This window comes from Serratia sp. HNCC26DJ206, from assembly GCF_057180605.1.
The window spans coordinates 77,373-95,495 of record NZ_JBXUGP010000008.1; the positions used below are offsets into that span (position 1 = coordinate 77,373).

Genomic DNA, 18,123 nt, shown 5'->3' on the forward strand with positions numbered 1-18,123 from the left:
CTATACCCTATGGATTTCGAGTTGCAGCTAGGCGGCAAGCGTAGGAATCCCTAGGAGCTTACTCGAGTAAGTGACCGGGGTGACTACGTGAAGCCAACAACGCTGCGGCTTGAAAGACGACGGGTATAGCGTATTGTGGCACACATTGGCGTATTCAGGGAGCATCGCAATGACCTTAGACTGGTGGTTAACCTATCTGCTGACAACCATTATCCTCAGCCTCTCCCCCGGTTCAGGGGCGATTAACACCATGAGCACCGGTATCAGCCACGGCTACCGTGGTGCAGTGGCGTCGATCGCCGGATTGCAGGTCGGGCTCAGCCTGCATATCGTGCTGGTGGGGATTGGCCTTGGTGCAGTGGTTTCCCAGTCATTGCTGGCATTTGAACTGCTGAAATGGTTTGGTGCGGCCTATCTGGTGTGGTTAGGCATTCAGCAGTGGCGCGCCGCCGGTGCACTGGATTTGCATACCTTGGCGGGTACCCTGCCACGCCGCCGCCTGTTTCGCCGCGCGGTACTGGTGAATCTGACCAATCCAAAAAGCATTGTGTTCCTGGCCGCGCTATTCCCGCAGTTTATCGTGCCCAATCAGCCGCAGGCCGAGCAATACGTGATACTGGGCGTTACCACAGTGGTGGTGGATATCTTTGTGATGATTGGCTACGCCACGCTGGCGACGCGGATTGCCAACTGGCTGAAGACCCCGCGCCAAATGCGCTTGCTGAACCGTATTTTTGGCTCACTGTTTATTCTGGTGGCTGGATTGCTAGCAACGGCCAGAAAAGCCTGACAATTCAATACTAGGCGTTATGCAGACCAGCGGGGGTGATACCGCATCCCCCGCTTCTACACTATTAGGTCGCTATTTAGCGGGTAAAAATCAGATGCAGGCCAAAACCGGTGAACAACACGCCCGCCACGCCATCGATCCACTTGGCTAAACGCTGATAGCCACGACGCATGGCCGGCAGCGCAAACACCACCGCCACCAGGCTGAACCAGACAAAGGTTTCGCCGGTGATCAGCATGAATAACCCCCAGCGCGCACCGGCACCGACGTCTTCACCGACAAACAGCGAGAACACGCTACCGAAGTAAATCACCGCTTTCGGGTTGGAAAGATTGGTCAATAAACCGCGAATAAAGCTGCGGCCCGCCTTCGGCAACACCACGGCGACCTCTTCCGTTGGCGCAGTTTGCGCATTCTGTGCGCGGGCAGAACGCAGCAGTTGCCAGCCCATCCAGCACAGATACAGGCCACCGCCCACCATAATAATCTGATGCAGCCAGGCCATTTTTTGCAGGATCAGATTCAGCCCCAGCAGCGCTACCCCGGCCCAAACCATAACGCCCAGCGAGATCCCGACCACGCCCATCATCGCCTCACGGCGCGAGCGGCTGACGGCGGTCTGCGAAACAAAAAAGAAATCCGGCCCCGGGCTCATCAGCGCAATTAAATGCACCATCGCCACGGTCAAAAATAATATCAGCATGATTGATCGTCCTTATTCATCGTCATAAACGGCGCACCGAACGCTGTTTTATTTGATGTTCTACGCAATGTTTCCCCACTCCTCGATCTTATTCAACCAGCGATTAAAACCTGGGCAGACCTGGCGTATCTTTGTAATGCCAATCGCCTCAGCAATTAATGGACCATGCTCTGTTTTGTTATAGGTACCCGGCGAAAAAGCGGTGAAAATGCGTTTAGAAGGCGCGGTATTGGGATGGTTGTTAATATCTTCTGGAGTAGCGAACTGTTGCCGGATTTCTATCAATTCGTTTCTCACCCTATCATCCCAGCCGTCCAGAACGCAGCTGAACTGCTCAACGTCAGAAAACAGCAGAGCCTCAAATTCATGTAGCTGGACGTAAGGCAGAATGAAACTCGCGTTAAATCCCTTCGTCATTTTTTTCTGCACCCCGGCCAGGATATTCTGCTCTAACTGCGTGGCAGTTAGGCCAGCCGCGTCCTGAAAACCGTAGAAATCAACCAGAGTGGTAATGCGATCGGCCTCATAATACTGATGAGAGAGAAAATCGACCAACCTTTCCACGGTCACTCTACCACCGCGATGCCTTCCCGATGGAGCCTGCAAAATAGCCGGATAGACACTAACATTGCTGGCGAACAGATAAGGGGAAAGACACGTTTTGATAAACTCTACCTCTGTTTGCCCTTCACAAACAACGCAGACTCTGATCATAGAGAGCCTCCTATTGGAGACTTCAGCCAAATCTCCGATAGCAGGTAGTCATCGTCCAACCATTGCTGATATTGCTCTTTTGGCAGATTACGTAATGTAGTCGCTCCATCCTTGGCATCAGCAACAATGATATTCTCCAGACCAAAGCAATCCACCATATAAGGCGATTGGGTAGCAATGAACAATTGTCTTCTCTCGGAAACCCGCTTCATCATCTCTGATACCAGAGTGATCGCGTGTGGGTGCAGCCCCAATTCGGGTTCGTCAAAGAACAAAACATCTGGCAGGCGTTCGTCTGGTAAACTTAACAGGGTTAAAAGACAAAACAGACGCAGCGAACCATCGGAAGTCAGATGAGAACCGAACACTTTATCGCTATACCTGCTTTTCCATCGTAACAGCACCTTACCTGCCACAGGCTCCAAAACGAAGTCATCCAACGTTGGGAAAACCCGTTGGATCTGCCGGATCAACTGCTCATATCGAGAGTGCGCATTTTCTTTTAAATCAAGCAATACTGCGGCTAAATTACCGCCGTCAGAGCGCAAACGAACCGCATCAGAAACATCCCAGCGCTGGTGAATCGCAGCGTTAGCGGAAGTATCATGAAACTGATAGGTGGAGCACTGCTTGAGTAATTGATAGATTGTCTTCGCCGTATTGTTGTTTTGACTGGGTAAAGCCGACTCTCTTCCGATGCTCCCCAAGCTGCTCCAACGTGCCTCTGTCGGCTTGCGGTTATCAGAATAGCGGTATGCCTCTTTGGTCAGCATTACCGTATCGCCCGCTGAGAGATGAGCCATTTCGAAGGAGTAATCGTTAAACCCACTCTTGGTGCTGATGCGGATTTCTGCCGTAATCTGTGGCGTGGTACGGGAACCCATAAAAAACTGATCATCCCCGCCGCCTTGCCGGAGAACAAACTCCTGCAGTCTCTGTGCCCGCAACATCCATCCCAGCATCTCAAAAAAACGGATAAAACTGGATTTACCAACGCCATTGGCACCGATGAGCACGGTCAACTGGGGAAGTTGCAGTTTCTCGATGTTTGCCAAGCTGCGAAACCCCTTTATTGAAACTTCGGCAACCCTTCCCTGCAAGCGCTTTGTCGCATCTTGTGCACTCATTAACCGGCCCTCTGCTTATTTATTGATAGTGGACGCCACGGTCAAAAATAATATCAGCATGATTGATCGTCCTTATTCATCGTCATCGTCGAGATGATCGCGGATCATCGCCATAAATGGCGCACCAAAACGTTCCAGCTTACGCTGGCCGACGCCGTTCACGCTCAGCAGGTCGCTGGCCTTGATCGGCATCTGTTCTGCCATCTCCAGCAGCGTGGCATCGTTGAAGACCACGTAGGGGGGGATGTTCTCTTCGTCGGCAATCGATTTACGCAGCTTGCGCAGTTTGGCAAACAGCTTGCGATCGTAATTGCCACCGTAGGATTTCTGATTGGCACTGCTGCGCACCTTCAGGCTCTGAATACGCGGCACCGCCAAAGGAAGTTCGACTTCACCGCGCAGCACCGGGCGCGCGGCCTCGGTCAGTTGCAGTGCCGAATACATTGCAATGTTCTGGCTGATAAAGCCCAGGTGAATCAACTGGCGCAGCACGCTGGTCCAGTGTTCGGTGGTTTTATCGCGGCCAATGCCGTACACCGGCAGCTTTTCATGGCCAAATTCGCGGATGCGCTGGTTATTGGCACCGCGCAGCACTTCCACCACATAACCGATACCAAAGCGTTGCCCGACACGGCCAATCGCCGACAGCGCCTTGCGCGCATCTTCCAGCCCATCGTAACGCTTGGGGGGATCGAGGCAGATATCGCAGTTGCCACAGGATTGCTGCTTGCCTTCGCCGAAGTAGTTCAGCAGCACCAGGCGGCGGCAGGTTTGCGCTTCGGCAAACGCGCCCATGGCATTCAGTTTGTGGCGTTCGATATCCAGTTGCTGGCCCGCCGGTTTCTCTTCCAGGCAGCGGCGCAGCCAGGCCATATCGGCCGGGTCATACAGCAGGATCGCTTCCGCAGGCAGGCCATCACGCCCGGCGCGGCCGGTTTCCTGATAGTAGGACTCGATGTTACGTGGAATATCAAAATGCACCACAAAGCGCACGTTGGGTTTGTTGATGCCCATACCAAAGGCGACGGTGGCGACGACCACCTGCAAATCGTCACGCTGGAACGCTTCCTGCACCTGAGAACGGCGTTCGTTTTCCAGCCCGGCGTGATAGGCCGCCACGCTCAGCCCACGGCTTTGCAAACGGGCGGTGGTGTCTTCTACCTTGGCGCGGCTGTTGCAGTAAATAATGCCGCTCTTACCGCGCTGATCCTGCACAAAACGCCACAGTTGATCGAGCGGTTTGAATTTCTCTACCAGCGTGTAACGGATGTTCGGGCGGTCAAAGCTGCTGATCTGGATCAGCGGATCCTGCAACGCCAGCAGGCGCACAATGTCACTGCGCGTGGCGTCATCGGCCGTGGCCGTCAACGCCAGCACCGGCATCGCCGGGAAGCGTTGTTTCAACTGGCCCAGGGCGCGGTATTCCGGGCGGAAATCATGGCCCCACTGGGAAATACAGTGCGCTTCATCCACCGCCAGCAGCGCGGGCGGGCAGTGTTGCAGCAGTTCGAAGAAGCTGTCCATCATCAAGCGCTCGGGGGCGATGTACAGCAGCTTGATCTTGCCGCTGCGGCAACCGGCCATCACCTCCAGTTGCTGCTCGCGCGTTTGCGTCGAGTTATAGCAGGCGGCAGAAACGCCATAAGCGAGAAGCTGATCGACCTGATCTTTCATCAGCGAGATCAGCGGGGAGACCACCAGCGTCAGCCCGTCCATCACCAGCGCCGGGATTTGGTAGCACAACGATTTACCGCCGCCGGTCGGCATCACCACCAGGCAATCCTGCCCGCCGATGGCAGCGTTGATAATCGTTTGTTGGCCCGGACGGAACTGCTGGTAGCCAAAGGTATCGCGCAATACCTGCTCTGCCAGCAATTCTCTGTTTATCACTGCTGCGGTTGACACATACTTCCCCATTTTTACACTACGGCGATGCCCACGGGCACCGCTATTTGAACGGCAAAATTACATAATATCGTTAAGCATGACACCAACGCCAAACCGTGTCTGCTGGAAGTTGTAATCAATCATTGATTCACCGTAACCGCTGAACAACTGGGTGTAGAAACGCACATGGCTGGTGATCGGATAGCTCCAACCCAGTTTTGCGCCGCCGTACCCGGTGTTCCAGTTATAGTGGCTATCAACGCTGAACACGCTTTCACGCCAGGCATAGCCCACTTTCAGGCGGTAATAACCCATGTATTTGGTGATATCCGGGTTGTCGTCATTGCTGTCGCTTTCTGAAAAACGGAACCAGGGTTTGACTTCTACCTGCCAGTCACCGCTTTGCGCCATCAGACGCGCATAGCCACGGTTCCAACTGCGGGAAGTGGGATCTTCGCGCCCGTTGGATTCATGGTTGATACCCACTTCGATATCACGCAGCGTCCAGCCGGCAAATTGGTAATCCGTTGCCCAGCCGAGGAAAATCTGCGGTTCATAGTTGGTTTCACGGAACGGGGCCGATTCTTCATGGTTGGAGAGCTGCCACCAGGAACGTTGGGTGTAGGAAGCCCCCAGCAGCGAGTTCTCACCGGCAATCCCCTTCCAGATCGGGAAAGCCAGGCTGAGTTGGAATTTCACCTCATCCTTGTTGGCATTCTTAGCCCAGCTATAGGATTCAATGGCTTCCTTATTGAGATCGCTGGTTTCGGTATAGATCAAATAGTTGGGTTCATACGCATAAAAGGTGAATGGCCCGTCATAATTCTGCAGCATGCCGGAAATAATGCTGCCACGCACCAAACCTGCTTGCTTCTTGGCCTCATCAGCCTGCACCACCGTTGGCGCTAACAGCATCGCCATAACAACCCCAGACAGAACACGCATGATTTTCATCACTCCAGAAAGATTAGGAAAAGACCTGAAATAAAAGCAGGCCATTTTACACACAAAGAATCATTTACCGCACTAGGAATACGTCAACGGGATAAACCTGGAAAGCAACAAAAAATAAGCATAAAATCCACAAATGATTAACCTGGACTGACCAGTTAGCCCAGTCACAACAGTTAAGAAGAAAGGAACTATGTCGCATACACTACTCACCCTAGAAGCCGCACGCCAGAAAATAGGCGAGATCTTTGTCTACCACATGCCGTTTAACCGTGAGCTGGGGCTAGAACTACGCCGCTTCGACGACGACATTGTCGAACTCACCTTCACCAATCAGCCTAAACTGGTGGGCAATGCCGCGCAGAATATCCTGCATGGCGGCGTGATCGCCTCGGTTCTGGATGTGGCCGCCGGATTGGTCTGCGTCGGCAGCGTGCTGATGCGCCAGGATCCGCTGATCGAAGAAGAGTTGGCTTCACGCCTCTCGCGCATGGGCACCATCGATTTACGCGTCGACTATCTGCGCCCTGGCCGTGGTGAGCATTTTACTGCCTCCGCCAGCGTGCTGCGCAGCGGCAACAAAGTCGCCGTCGCCCGCGTTGAGCTGCACAACCACGATGGTTTACATATCGCCAGTGCTACCGCCACGTATCTGGTGGGATAAGCTAATAACCTACCCCATTAGGGCTATTTCACTTGCCATTTTGGCCCTGGGCAGTGCTCAAAATCTTCACGTACTACGTGTACGCTCCGGTTTCTGCGCGCTGTCCGTGTCCAAACTGGCTGCGCCAATTACGCCTACTGGGATAGGTTCTAAATTGTGTCCCGTAATGACGGGACACAACCTGCCCTCTTCAAGTAAAATCGCCGCATCTTCTTTTCCCCACCCGGTAACTGTCATGGATGTGAAACAAACGCGGCAGGGCATTCTTTTTGCTCTGGCCGCTTACTTTATTTGGGGTATTGCCCCGGCCTATTTCAAGCTGATCCAGCAGGTGCCTGCCGACGAGATCCTCACCCATCGGGTGATCTGGTCATTCTTCTTTATGCTGTTATTGGTGTCATTGGGGCATCACTGGCCGCAGGTGCGCGCCGCTTGCAAGAACCGCAAACGACTGCTGTTGCTGGCGGTGACCGCACTGCTGGTAGGCGGCAACTGGCTGCTGTTTATCTGGGCGGTGAATAACCATCATATGCTGGAAGCCAGCCTGGGCTATTTTATCAATCCGCTGGTCAACGTTCTGCTGGGGATGCTGTTTCTCGGCGAGCGTTTCCGCCGCATGCAGTGGGTGGCCGTCACGCTGGCGTTTACCGGGGTGCTGCTACAGCTGTGGCAATTCGGCTCGCTGCCAATCATCGCGCTGGGTTTGGCCTTCAGCTTTGCTTTCTACGGCCTGCTGCGCAAGAAAATTGCTATTGATGCACAAACCGGCATGCTGATCGAAACCCTGTGGCTGTTGCCAGTGGCCGCGACCTACCTGTTCCTGATCGCCGACAGCCCAACCAGCCACCTGAGCGCCAACCCTTGGTCGCTGAACCTGCTGCTGGCCGCCGCCGGAGTGGTGACGACGGTGCCGCTGTTGTTCTTTACCGCAGCGGCCACCCGCCTGCGCCTCTCCACCCTCGGGTTCTTCCAATATCTGGGGCCAACGCTGATGTTCCTGCTGGCCGTCACCTTCTATGATGAAACCATTGGCCGTGACAAACTGGTCACCTTTGGCTTTATCTGGGCTGCGCTGCTGCTGTTCACTTTGGATGCGCTCTACCACCAACGCAAGCGGCGTTAACTCAGCGCTGCCGGGCTTGCTGCGGTTTTTTGGGATTCTGTTCAAGAGTGGGCGAGAGCCGGGTAATCAGCCGCGCCATCGCCGGGCCGGTGAGCAGGATGGTGAACAAACGCAGCGTCTGCATTGCCATCACAAATGACATATCCACCCGGCTGCCAGCGGCAATAATGGCCACGGTATCCAGCCCACCCGGGCTGGTTGCCAGATAGGCCGTCAGCAGATCGACCGACAGAAACTGCGTCAACAGCCAGGCCAGCCCGCCGCAAAACAGCATCAGCCCGATGATTGACACCATCATCTGCGGCAAGGTACGCAACGCCAGCAAAAATATCGGCCGGGTAAAACGCAAGCCAACGCTCCAGCCAATCAGCGTGTAAGCCAGCGCCAGCAACCACTCCGGTACCTGCAGCGTCATGGTGCCAGTAGCGTGAAACGCCGCACCGATAATCATCGGTAGCATCAGCGAACCGGAAGGAATGCGCAGGCGTGGGCCCAGCCAGCAACCTGCGGCAGCAATCGCCAAGGTGCCGAGAAAGCGCCAGTCAAGCGGTGGGAACCACACCAGATCGACACTGCCGTGCCCAGCCTCATCACCCAAGCCGATGCGTGCCACCATCGCCGCCGCGGTGGCGACAAACAGCACGCGCAGATACTGCATAAACGCCACCAGCCGAACATCCGCCCCGTAATCCCCTGCCATCGCCACCATGGCAGACGCGCCGCCGGGGGAAGATCCCCATGCGCCGGTCGAACCGGGTAAATCACTGAAGCGCACCAAGCACCAGCCCGAGAGACCGCTGGCCATCAGCGTTGCGATCAACACCAGCAGCACCAGCGGCCAGTCAGCCAGCAGAGGGGTAATAATGGCAGGGGAAATGCTTTGGGCAATCATGCAGCCCAACACCGCCTGCGAGGCAATAAAAAAGGGTTCGGGAATGCGTACTGAAGCACCGAGCAACCCCATAGCGACACCGACAATCATCGGTCCCAGCAGCAATGCGGCGGGAATGTGGAAGACCTGCAAGCCAAAACCCAACACCAGCGAAGCCAGTAACAGGATCAACCATTGAACTAAAGGGGGGAAACGCTCCATCAAAACCCATGCCTTACGGACTGCTAAATAAGGGCAGTATTCTACTCTTATTTAGCAGGCTAAGGAGTACAGATTTTGTCACTATGACTACACCTGCTCTTAACGGGTACTGCAACCTTGAGGAATAAATGGCGTCTGTCTATGATGCTCAGTTAATGAACAGGGAGAGTCAAATTGGCTGAACAACCATTAACGCCATTGGGCGAGGCTGCCTTAAGAAAGGCAAAACAAATCAAGGAAGATAAATACAGAGAGTTTACTGCACATGTTGAGCCATCAAGGGCAATGGTTAACTTCACTGCTGGCGCACCAGGAGCAGGTAAAAGTGAGTACGTTAAAACCTTGGTGGCTAAGTCAAAGAGGAATCTTGTCCTTGATCCTGATGAATATAGAGCCTTTTTTGCTGGATACAACGGACATAATTCAGAGGAGTTTAATTCCGCGGCAACACATCTTCTCACGCACTTTATCGAAAAAGCGATGAAGGATAGGTATCACCTGATTATCGATACCAACTTTGCACATTTCGAACCCGCGAGAAAAAACATAGAGAATGCGCTTAAATATAATTATCGTATTTTCATCACTTATGTTTATTCAGACCCTCAAATTGCCTGGGCTTTTGTCAAAACTCGGCAAAGAAGGATCAGGCCCGAGACGTTCAAGAAAAACTTGATAGCATGCCGGGAAACATTGCGAAAAATTATGGGAAAAGAGGAATTTAAAAACCGTATTATTCTCAATGTCATTGTCAATATTCCACAATCTGGTATCCAACCAAAACAAGTTGTTAATGAAATCATCCAACATCAACCTCCATCCGTAATACAGAGGTTTTATCGTAATGTAGACATCATACATTTGGACGACATTGCACCAATGGCTTACACGAGTGCAGAACTGGATGCCGTTGTAGTATACTAATTGCTCAGTCTCAGGAGGTTTTATGCCAAAACACTACATTGCCGAGCGCGACTACTCGCTGGAAGAGCTTCTTGGTGAAGTTGTGGACGAAGAAGCAGAACATGTGATGCAACAGATTGTCACCGACATGTTTGCGATTCAAGCTGAGGCGATAGCGTCCCACTATAACAGCAGCATCCAAGCTGCTGTAGAAGGCGTTCAGCCGATAAAAACTGTTGTCACTGCTGTCAAAAAACCCATTCCTTGCGCTGAAATGGGGATTGAATCGTGGGCGCGGGTTGCGGCATCTCACACCCGCCAGCTTGCATCTCCAAACGCGAGGATACGTTCTATCCGGAACTCTTCTGGGGCTTCCAGCTTGGCAAACAGCGTCCTAAGCCAGGCCAGGAACCAAACCTCGCCTAAAGATAACTCCAGTCGTTTGAAAAAAAAGATGCACAAAGGCTAAATCCAAACCAATAACAGGTTGTAACGTGAAAATAAGAAAAAATGCCCCTTCCTTAGCGGACATTTTCAGTTTACAGCCAATTCTTACGCTTGAAATACAGGTAAGGCGCCAGCCCCGCCAACAGCATCAGGAGAATGGCCCCTGGATAACCAAATGACCACTTCAGCTCCGGCATAAAGTCGAAGTTCATCCCGTAACTGGAGGCCACCAGCGTTGGCGGCAGGAACACCACCGACACCACCGAGAAGATCTTGATGATGCGGCTCTGCTCGATGTTGATAAAACCCATCGCCGCCTGCATCAGGAAGTTCACCTTCTGGAACAGCGATTCGTTGTGCGGCAGCAGGGATTCGATGTCGCGCAGCACCTCACGCGCCTGCTCCAACTGGCCGGTTGGTAAACGCGCCTTGCGCACCAGGAAATTCAGCGCACGCTGGGTATCCATCAGACACAGCCGCACCTTCCAGCCAATATCTTCCAGTTCCGCTAACGTTGATAGCGCTGCGTCATATTCATCCCCTGGATGGCCTTCCATAATTACCCGGCTGAGTTTTTCCAGATCGCTATAGACGTTTTCGATCTCATCAGCCAGTTGTTCGATCTTGGTTTCAAACAGATCCAACAACAGCTCGTAAGCGTTACCCTCCATCATTCTCTGGTTGCGGGCACGCATACGATAAAGCCGGAACGCAGGCAGTTCGCGCTCACGCAGGGTATACAGGCGGCCATCACGGATGGTGAAGGCCACCGTGGAGTTACCCGCGTGATCTTCGGCATCCTCAAAGTAGAAAAAGGAGTGGATATGCAGGCCGTCTTCATCTTCAAAGAAACGGGCGGAGGCTTCGATGTCGTCCAGTTCCGGGCGTGTTGCCAGGCTTTGGCCTAACTCGGTTTGCACGCGCTCACGCTCGCCCTCCTCTGGCTCAACCAGGTCAACCCACAGCGACATGGTCAAATCGTCTGAGTCATCCAACTCCAGACGGGATAAGCGGCCGTTATCTAATTGAAAAGCGCTTAGCATGTGCCAAAACTCCCCTATGGTGACGGGTATGCCCTTCATACTTCAAGTTGCTTGGGTGTTGGCTGCGCTCACCCCAGTCACATAGTTAGCTATGCTCCTGGGGATTTGCTCGTTTGCCGCCGACAAGCAACTCGAATTATTTTGGGTATAGAGACAACGCGTTGAAGCACAGAAATCGAGGGAGGAATTGATTACCAGCTCGTTCCAGACCATGAAGAGATCTGACTCAGAGCGACACTAAAGAAGGTCGCCGACAACCACGAAGGGTATCAGCGCGATGGGATAGCCTTAGAAGTTGTACCTGTTGTTGTCCAGGTCATTGAGCCAGTATCTACTGGGTGTGTCCAAGGCATGTGTCCTCATTGATAATAGTGCGCGCATGTTACGCCGAGAAGAAAAAGCCTGTCAACACGTAGACAGGATAATTGCGCAACAATTCATCACGCTGGCTGTGGAGCTGTAACAATTTGCCAACGGGGACCCGGCGCTGTCGAAAAACACGCGGCGATCTCTGACTGCACCCCGGAAAATTGCTAAGATTAGGGCACAAAACCCTTGCGGAATAACCTTATGAAACAGATTACCGCCCACGACCTGACAACCATGAGCGAGCAGGCCGCCACAGTAGCACGTCTGCGCGCGCACCGCACTTTGCATGAGGAGTTAAGCGATCCGGTGCAACGCTTGGCGATCGCTATGGAGCCGGGTACCTATATCCGCCCGCATCGCCATCCGCAAACCTGGGAATTACTGACTCCGCTGCGCGGCCGTTTTGTGGTGTTGCAGTTCAATGACGACGGCGTCGTTACCCAACGCACCCTGCTGGGCGAAGAAACCAAAGTGCTGGAGATGCCCGCATCGACCTGGCATGCCGTGCTGTCCGTCGATCCGGGTGGTGTGGTGTTTGAAGTGAAACAAGGCCCTTATCGCGCGCTGGCAGAAGAGGATTGTATGGCTTGGGCTCCACCGGAGGGGGGTGAGGGGACTGCCGCCGTGATGCGCTGGTATGCCACCGCCAAAATCGGCGATCGCTTTTCCCCGTCGTCTTTCAAATCGTAGCGTTGTTGGCTGCACTCGTTATCCCCTGTCACTGACCATAAGCTCCAGGGGATAACGAGCAGACCGCCTGGCTGGCAGTGTTCACCCCGTATATTAAGCGGTTTCCAGCTTGGCGTATGCCGCCACCAGCCACTTGATGCCTTCCCCCTGAAACGCAATCTGCAACCGGCTGTGTTCGCCGCTGCCTTCCAGGTTAACGATCGTGCCTTCACCAAATTTCGGATGGCGCACGCGCTGGCCCAGTTTGTAACCGGTATCGTTCTCACTGATTGGCGTCCCCATGCGGCGGTGGCTCACCGGGCGCGAAACGCTGGCGCGCAGGCGCACTTCTTCCACGCACTCTTCCGGGATTTCACCAATAAAGCGTGATGGGCGGTGATACACCTCTTTGCCGTACAGGCGGCGGGTTTCCGCGTAGGTCAGCGTCAGTTTCTGCATCGCGCGGGTTACGCCGACGTACGCCAAGCGGCGTTCTTCTTCCAGGCGGCCACCTTCATCCAGCGACATCTGGCTCGGGAACATGCCCTCTTCCATGCCGACGATAAACACCTGGCGGAATTCCAACCCTTTGGCCGAGTGCAGGGTCATCAGTTGCACCGCGTCCTGATAAGCATCCGCCTGACCTTCGCCCGCCTCCAACGCGGCATGGGAGAGAAACGCCTGCAATGGCATCAGATCCTGATCTTCATCCTGATAGCTGTATTGGCGGGTGGCCGTCACCAGTTCTTCCAGGTTTTCGATGCGCGCCTGACCTTTCTCACCTTTTTCCTGCTCATACATGATGAACAAGCCGGAATCGCGGATCACCCGATCAGTTTGCACATGCAGCGGCATCTCTGCGGTTTCATGCGCCAATGAATCCACCAGTTCAAGAAAGCGTTGCAACGCAGAGGCCGCACGGCCCGCCAGCACCTTATCCTGCAACAGCGCGCGCGTCGCCTGCCACAGCGTCAGTTGCCGATCGCGCGCCGTTTGGCGCACTACATCGAGCGTGCGATCGCCAATGCCGCGCGTTGGGGTATTCACCACGCGCTCAAAAGCGGCATCGTCGTTACGGTTAGCGATCAGGCGCAGATAGGCCAGCGCGTCTTTGATTTCCTGGCGTTCGAAGAAGCGCATGCCGCCATAAATGCGATACGGCATCGCAGTTTGCAGCAACGCCTCTTCCAGTACGCGCGATTGGGCGTTACTGCGGTACAGAATGGCGCAATCATTCAGCGCACCGCCGTTGTCCTGCCAGGACTTGATACGGTTGACCACAAAGCGCGCTTCGTCCAACTCATTGAAGGCGCAATAGATCGAGATCGGTTCACCTTCGGCCCCTTCGGTCCACAGGTTTTTGCCCAGTCGCCCGTCGTTATTGGCGATCAGGGTGTTAGCCGCTTTGAGGATATTGCTGGTGGAGCGATAGTTCTGCTCCAGCCGGACGGTTTGCGCCCCTGGGAAATCTTTCAGGAAACGTTGAATGTTTTCCACCTGCGCACCACGCCAGCCGTAGATTGACTGATCGTCATCACCCACGATCATCACGTTGGCTTTATCCCCCGCCAGCATGTGGATCCAGGCGTACTGAATCCGGTTGGTATCCTGAAATTCGTCCACCAGAATATTGGTGAAACGTTCACGGTAATGATTGAGGATATGTGGCTTGTTCAGCCACAGTTCATGAGCGCGCAGCAGCAACTCGGCGAAATCCACCAGCCCCGCCCGATCGCAGGCTTCCTGATAGGCCTGATAAATCTTCAGCCAGGTGGCCTCTACCGGATTGCCGTAGCTTTCGATGTGTTGCGGGCGCAGACCATCGTCTTTTTTGCCGTTGATGTACCACATCGCCTGACGCGGTGCCCATTGCTTCTCGTCGATGTTCAGCGCACGCACGATACGTTTGATCAGGCGCAGTTGATCTTCGCTGTCGAGGATCTGGAAATCCTGCGGCAGGTTGGCGTCCATATGGTGGGCACGCAGCAGGCGATGTGCCAGCCCGTGGAAGGTGCCGATCCACATGCCGCCTTGGCTGGTACCAATCAGGTGTTCAATGCGGTGGCGCATCTCCGCCGCCGCCTTGTTGGTGAAGGTCACCGCCATGATCGAATACGGCGAGCAGTTCTCCACCGCCAGCAGCCAGGCGATGCGATGCACCAGCACCCGGGTCTTTCCGCTGCCCGCGCCCGCCAGCACCAACAGGTTGCTGCGTGGCGCAGCCACGGCTTCACGTTGTTTATCATTCATGCTGTCGAGCAGATCGGAAACGTCCATAGGCACCATTAATTGGTAAAGGGAAAGTGTGCATTTTGCGTACTTTCCACTGGAGATTTATACAGATTCAAACTGGGATTATACCCGAAATAATTGAAGTTGCAGCAAGGCGGCAAGTGCGTGAATCCTCAGGAGCTTACTCAAGTAAGTGACTGAGGTGAGCGCACGTAGCCAACACAGCTGCGGCTTCAAGTATGAAGGGGAGATAACAATGCTGTCAGCGATGCCAACTGCGAAATCTCAATATGTGGCAGCAAACGGCTGTCATCCGCCTGCATCAGGCTGCGTTGCCGATCGTTGATCCAGCAGGCTTGCAGGCCCGAACGCAGTGCGCCAGCCACATCGGTGGTCAGATCGTCGCCAACGTGCAGGATCTGCGCTGGCGCTACGCCCAGCCTTGCGGCGGCCAACTGGTACATATCCTGATACGGTTTGGCGCGGCCATCTGGCCCCGATCGCAACACAAACTGGAAGTAACCCTCTAACCCACACAGCGCCGGATCGGCGTTGCCGTTGGTGATCGCCACCAGCGGATAGCGCTGCCCCAGCGCCTTTAACGTGGCATGGGTGGCCTCTGGTATTTCAATACGGCTGCGCCACAGGGCAAAATTCTGCATTGCCGCGTCCGCACCTATCGCAGCTTCAGCGTCGCGCAGCCCCTGACGGCTCAGCGCCAAATGGACCGCACGCCAGCGCCATTGCGTGACATCGTGGTAAATCTCCGGATCCTGTTCACGCAGCTCCTGCCGCAGGCGGTGAAAATCCGCCGACTGGAAACTGCTCAACCCCGGATGATAACTCTGCAAAAAAGCCACCGACTGCTGCTCGGTCTGTTTGATCACCGGGCGATTGTCATACAGCGTATCGTCTAGATCGAAGGTCAACGCCGCCAGCGGGCGCAGTGGACGGTAAAAATGCATCAGGATTTCCCCCGTTTGGCGCGTGGATGCGCAGCATCATACACTTTCGCCAGATGTTGAAAGTCGAGGTGGGTATAAATTTGCGTGGTGGTCAGGTTGGCATGGCCCAATAACTCCTGCACCGCGCGCAGATCGCCGCTGGATTCCAGCATATGAGTGGCAAAAGAGTGGCGCAGCTTGTGCGGGTGAATATGGCTGTTAACCCCCTGCTTGACGCCCCATTCGGCAAAACGCTTCTGCACGTTGCGCGCCGAAATACGTTTACCTTGGTTGGAGAGGAACATCGCATCGTCGCTTGGTGCAAACAGATCGCGCAGCGCCAGCCAATGTTGCAGCCAAGTGATCGCCATGCGGCCGAGCGGCAGTTTGCGCTCTTTGCTGCCTTTGCCCATCACCCAGATTTCACCGGCGACCAGGTCAACATAACGGCAATCCAGCCCTACCAGTTCGGCAAGACGCAGCCCGGCACCGTACATCACCTCCAGCATGGCGCGATCGCGTACCGCCAGCGGATCGTTGAGATCAATGTTCAGCAATTGATTCATTTCATCAACGTCGATATTTTTCGGCAGATGGCGACCACTGCGCGGCGTGCGGATCCCTTTCGCCGGGTTGGCGCTCAGCACGCCTTGGCTGACCAGCCAATCTAAGAAGCTGCGCAGCGCCGAAAGACGTAACGCCAAACTGGAAGACTGCAACCCGGCCCGTTTGCTACGTGCCGCCAGTTGGCGCACGCGGGCGGCATCCAGCATCGGCCATGCGCTGACGCCGAGATCGGTCGCCAGCGCAATCAGCGCCTGTAGTTGGCGCGAATAGCTGATTTGGGTCAGTGGGCTGAGCTGGCGCTCTACCTTCAGATAGCGCAGGAAAGCGTCCACCGGCGGTTGCAGGCTGGCCGCTGAGAGCGTCATGCGCGTTCGATCCAGCGCTCTATCAGTTCCGGCAACATGCGCGCCAGTTGGTCGAGCATCACGGTGCCCATCCCCTGCTGATAATGTTGCGTATCACGGCTGCTGAAAATCACCATGCCCAGTTCGCCATGTTCCCCGAGCAATGACAGAGCCACCGAACCCACCTGCTTGGCCTGCGGTAACAGCAGCAACAGTTCAGGGCCATTGAGGCTGCCGAGATAATGCGCTTGACTGCCCAAGCGCTGAATACGCAAGGGTTCAAACGCCGAACGCGCCAGGCCAAGATGGGTAAAATCAGATGGCGCACCGATGTTCCAGCGATCGTTAAACAGACGGATATTAGCCCCCGCCAGACCAAAACCGCGCGCCCAACGCTGCAAGCGGTTAAGCATATCCTGCAGGCTGCTGGCGGTAGCCAGATCGGCCTGCAAATGCAGCAAACGGGCAAACAGCGTTTCGTTGCCGCTGGCCTGTTCCATCAGCAAGGTGATCTCTTCTTCCAACTGGGTGATGTGGTTGCGCTGCCGCGCCAGATGCCACTCCACCAGCGACACCGTGCCACGCACCGGGTGCGGCACGCGCATTTGCTCAACCTGACGCGCATTGCGAATAAAGAAATCGGGATTCTGTAGCAGATACTGCATGACGGTATCGTCATCAAGCTCAATATCCGTCACTGCCTGGTTCTCTACGCTCTTCATAGATGAATAAATCCGTCATAGACATGGGTCGCAGGGCCGGTCATAAACAAGGGGTTGCCCGGCCCTTTCCAGCGGATATGCAGGCTGCCACCCGGCAGTTCTACATGTACCTCTTCTGAAAGCAATTCTTGTTGGATGCCGACCGCTACCGCCGCACAAGCACCGCTGCCGCAGGCCTGCGTTTCGCCTGCGCCACGCTCGTAAACACGCAGCTTGATATGTTCGCGGCTCACCACCTGCATAAAACCAATGTTGGCGCGTTCAGGGAAACGTTCGTGCCCTTCCAACACCGGGCCGAGAAACTCGACCTTGGCGGTTTTGACATCGTCCACCTGTAAAACACAGTGCGGGTTGCCCATCGAGACGACACCACATAACACAGTATGCTCCGCTGCGCGCATGATGTAGGTTTTTTCTGCCTTGGTGGCGCGGAATGGCACGATCTGCGGATCGAAGTTCGGCTCACCCATGTTGACGCAAACCAGATCGTCGTCGGTCACGCTCAATACCATACGCCCAGTCTGGGTGCTGACGCGGATATCACGCTTGTTGGTCAGCCCTTTCAGCCGCACAAAACGGGCAAAACAGCGGGCTCCGTTGCCACACTGCGCCACTTCGCTGCCGTCAGCATTGAAAATACGGTAATGGAAATCGAGTTCTGGATCGTAAGGCGGTTCTACGATCAGCATCTGATCAAAGCCAACGCCCAAATGCCGATCGGCCAAGCGGCGGATCAGTTCAGGTGAAAAGTAGACATTCTGTGTTACGGCATCGACCACCATAAAGTCGTTACCCAGACCGTGCATTTTGGAGAACTGCATATCATACTCC

At 54.7% G+C, this 18,123-nt stretch carries 18 protein-coding genes; 6 read left to right on the forward strand and 12 right to left on the reverse strand.

From position 1 onward, the window contains the following. Positions 1-169 precede the first annotated feature (169 nt). A complete protein-coding gene (gene rhtB, locus AC2A1E_RS07220; protein WP_484383187.1) occupies positions 170-790 on the forward strand; it encodes a homoserine/homoserine lactone efflux protein in 621 nt (206 codons plus the stop codon). Between the two features lie 76 nt (positions 791-866). Here rhtB and rhtC read toward each other — a convergent pair whose 3' ends face one another. From rhtC to pldA, 5 genes are all read right to left on the reverse strand, one after another. Then, positions 867-1,493, reverse strand: coding sequence for a threonine export protein RhtC (gene rhtC, locus AC2A1E_RS07225; protein WP_484383188.1), 627 nt, complete (start codon positions 1,491-1,493; stop codon positions 867-869). A 60-nt stretch (positions 1,494-1,553) separates the two neighbouring features. Next, positions 1,554-2,207, reverse strand: coding sequence for a DUF4276 family protein (locus tag AC2A1E_RS07230; protein WP_484383189.1), 654 nt, complete (start codon positions 2,205-2,207; stop codon positions 1,554-1,556). Beyond that, complete coding sequence (locus AC2A1E_RS07235) at positions 2,204-3,334, reverse strand: AAA family ATPase (protein ID WP_473189077.1); 1,131 nt, start codon at positions 3,332-3,334, stop codon at positions 2,204-2,206. The genes AC2A1E_RS07230 and AC2A1E_RS07235 overlap by 4 nt, the downstream gene beginning before the upstream one ends. A 72-nt stretch (positions 3,335-3,406) precedes the next feature. After that, positions 3,407-5,239 (reverse strand): ATP-dependent DNA helicase RecQ, encoded by a 1,833-nt coding sequence (recQ, locus tag AC2A1E_RS07240; protein ID WP_484383190.1) that lies wholly within the window; start codon positions 5,237-5,239, stop codon positions 3,407-3,409. Positions 5,240-5,299: 60 nt separating this feature from the next. Continuing rightward, the gene (pldA, locus tag AC2A1E_RS07245) at positions 5,300-6,166 is read right to left on the reverse strand and encodes a phospholipase A (protein ID WP_484383191.1); all 867 of its coding nucleotides are present in this window, start codon (positions 6,164-6,166) and stop codon (positions 5,300-5,302) included. A gap of 199 nt (positions 6,167-6,365) precedes the next feature. Here pldA and AC2A1E_RS07250 point away from each other — a divergent pair, with 199 nt between their 5' ends. Beyond that, positions 6,366-6,836, forward strand: coding sequence for a thioesterase family protein (locus AC2A1E_RS07250; protein ID WP_459400845.1), 471 nt, complete (start codon positions 6,366-6,368; stop codon positions 6,834-6,836). Between the two features lie 235 nt (positions 6,837-7,071). Next, a complete protein-coding gene (gene rarD / locus AC2A1E_RS07255; protein ID WP_484383192.1) occupies positions 7,072-7,959 on the forward strand; it encodes an EamA family transporter RarD in 888 nt (295 codons plus the stop codon). A 1-nt stretch (position 7,960) separates the two neighbouring features. Here rarD and AC2A1E_RS07260 read toward each other — a convergent pair whose 3' ends face one another. Continuing rightward, the gene (locus AC2A1E_RS07260; protein ID WP_484383193.1) at positions 7,961-9,052 is read right to left on the reverse strand and encodes an AbrB family transcriptional regulator; all 1,092 of its coding nucleotides are present in this window, start codon (positions 9,050-9,052) and stop codon (positions 7,961-7,963) included. 174 nt (positions 9,053-9,226) lie between these two features. On the opposite strand from AC2A1E_RS07260, the gene AC2A1E_RS07265 reads away from it, so the two are divergent. Next, positions 9,227-9,976, forward strand: a complete 750-nt coding sequence (locus AC2A1E_RS07265; RefSeq protein WP_484383194.1) for a zeta toxin family protein — start codon at positions 9,227-9,229, stop codon at positions 9,974-9,976. Positions 9,977-9,998: 22 nt separating this feature from the next. Next, complete coding sequence (locus tag AC2A1E_RS07270; protein ID WP_484383195.1) at positions 9,999-10,424, forward strand: hypothetical protein; 426 nt, start codon at positions 9,999-10,001, stop codon at positions 10,422-10,424. 70 nt (positions 10,425-10,494) lie between these two features. On the opposite strand, the gene corA is transcribed toward AC2A1E_RS07270, so the two are convergent. Further along, on the reverse strand, positions 10,495-11,445 hold the full coding sequence (gene corA, locus AC2A1E_RS07275) for a magnesium/cobalt transporter CorA (RefSeq protein WP_484383196.1): 951 nt from the start codon (positions 11,443-11,445) through the stop codon (positions 10,495-10,497). 570 nt (positions 11,446-12,015) lie between these two features. On the opposite strand from corA, the gene AC2A1E_RS07280 reads away from it, so the two are divergent. Then, complete coding sequence (locus AC2A1E_RS07280; RefSeq protein ID WP_484383197.1) at positions 12,016-12,504, forward strand: WbuC family cupin fold metalloprotein; 489 nt, start codon at positions 12,016-12,018, stop codon at positions 12,502-12,504. A 93-nt stretch (positions 12,505-12,597) separates the two neighbouring features. Here the strand turns inward: AC2A1E_RS07280 and uvrD are convergent, their stop codons facing one another. The 5 genes from uvrD to dapF form a co-directional block, all read right to left on the reverse strand. Beyond that, positions 12,598-14,760, reverse strand: a complete 2,163-nt coding sequence (uvrD, locus tag AC2A1E_RS07285; protein WP_484383198.1) for a DNA helicase II — start codon at positions 14,758-14,760, stop codon at positions 12,598-12,600. Positions 14,761-14,948: 188 nt separating this feature from the next. Continuing rightward, positions 14,949-15,680, reverse strand: a complete 732-nt coding sequence (gene yigB / locus AC2A1E_RS07290) for a 5-amino-6-(5-phospho-D-ribitylamino)uracil phosphatase YigB (protein ID WP_484383199.1) — start codon at positions 15,678-15,680, stop codon at positions 14,949-14,951. Continuing rightward, positions 15,680-16,591, reverse strand: a complete 912-nt coding sequence (gene xerC / locus AC2A1E_RS07295; RefSeq protein WP_484383200.1) for a tyrosine recombinase XerC — start codon at positions 16,589-16,591, stop codon at positions 15,680-15,682. Before xerC ends, yigB begins: the two co-directional genes overlap by 1 nt. Beyond that, positions 16,588-17,292 carry a DUF484 domain-containing protein gene (locus tag AC2A1E_RS07300; RefSeq protein ID WP_484383201.1) on the reverse strand — a complete coding sequence of 235 codons (705 nt, stop codon included), beginning with the start codon at positions 17,290-17,292 and terminating at the stop codon, positions 16,588-16,590. Before AC2A1E_RS07300 ends, xerC begins: the two co-directional genes overlap by 4 nt. Beyond that, the gene (dapF, locus tag AC2A1E_RS07305) at positions 17,289-18,113 is read right to left on the reverse strand and encodes a diaminopimelate epimerase (protein WP_037400951.1); all 825 of its coding nucleotides are present in this window, start codon (positions 18,111-18,113) and stop codon (positions 17,289-17,291) included. Before dapF ends, AC2A1E_RS07300 begins: the two co-directional genes overlap by 4 nt. Positions 18,114-18,123: the final 10 nt, after the last annotated feature.

Coding starts and splice junctions, on each gene's coding strand:
- rhtB (WP_484383187.1), top strand. CDS start 170: ATGACCTTAGACTGGTGGTTAACCTATCTGCTGACAACCATTATCCTC.
- rhtC (WP_484383188.1), bottom strand. CDS start 1,493: ATGCTGATATTATTTTTGACCGTGGCGATGGTGCATTTAATTGCGCTG.
- AC2A1E_RS07230 (WP_484383189.1), bottom strand. CDS start 2,207: ATGATCAGAGTCTGCGTTGTTTGTGAAGGGCAAACAGAGGTAGAGTTT.
- AC2A1E_RS07235 (WP_473189077.1), bottom strand. CDS start 3,334: ATGAGTGCACAAGATGCGACAAAGCGCTTGCAGGGAAGGGTTGCCGAA.
- pldA (WP_484383191.1), bottom strand. CDS start 6,166: ATGCGTGTTCTGTCTGGGGTTGTTATGGCGATGCTGTTAGCGCCAACG.
- AC2A1E_RS07250 (WP_459400845.1), top strand. CDS start 6,366: ATGTCGCATACACTACTCACCCTAGAAGCCGCACGCCAGAAAATAGGC.
- rarD (WP_484383192.1), top strand. CDS start 7,072: ATGGATGTGAAACAAACGCGGCAGGGCATTCTTTTTGCTCTGGCCGCT.
- AC2A1E_RS07260 (WP_484383193.1), bottom strand. CDS start 9,052: ATGGAGCGTTTCCCCCCTTTAGTTCAATGGTTGATCCTGTTACTGGCT.
- AC2A1E_RS07270 (WP_484383195.1), top strand. CDS start 9,999: ATGCCAAAACACTACATTGCCGAGCGCGACTACTCGCTGGAAGAGCTT.
- corA (WP_484383196.1), bottom strand. CDS start 11,445: ATGCTAAGCGCTTTTCAATTAGATAACGGCCGCTTATCCCGTCTGGAG.
- AC2A1E_RS07280 (WP_484383197.1), top strand. CDS start 12,016: ATGAAACAGATTACCGCCCACGACCTGACAACCATGAGCGAGCAGGCC.
- uvrD (WP_484383198.1), bottom strand. CDS start 14,760: ATGGACGTTTCCGATCTGCTCGACAGCATGAATGATAAACAACGTGAA.
- yigB (WP_484383199.1), bottom strand. CDS start 15,680: ATGCATTTTTACCGTCCACTGCGCCCGCTGGCGGCGTTGACCTTCGAT.
- xerC (WP_484383200.1), bottom strand. CDS start 16,591: ATGACGCTCTCAGCGGCCAGCCTGCAACCGCCGGTGGACGCTTTCCTG.
- AC2A1E_RS07300 (WP_484383201.1), bottom strand. CDS start 17,292: ATGAAGAGCGTAGAGAACCAGGCAGTGACGGATATTGAGCTTGATGAC.
- dapF (WP_037400951.1), bottom strand. CDS start 18,113: ATGCAGTTCTCCAAAATGCACGGTCTGGGTAACGACTTTATGGTGGTC.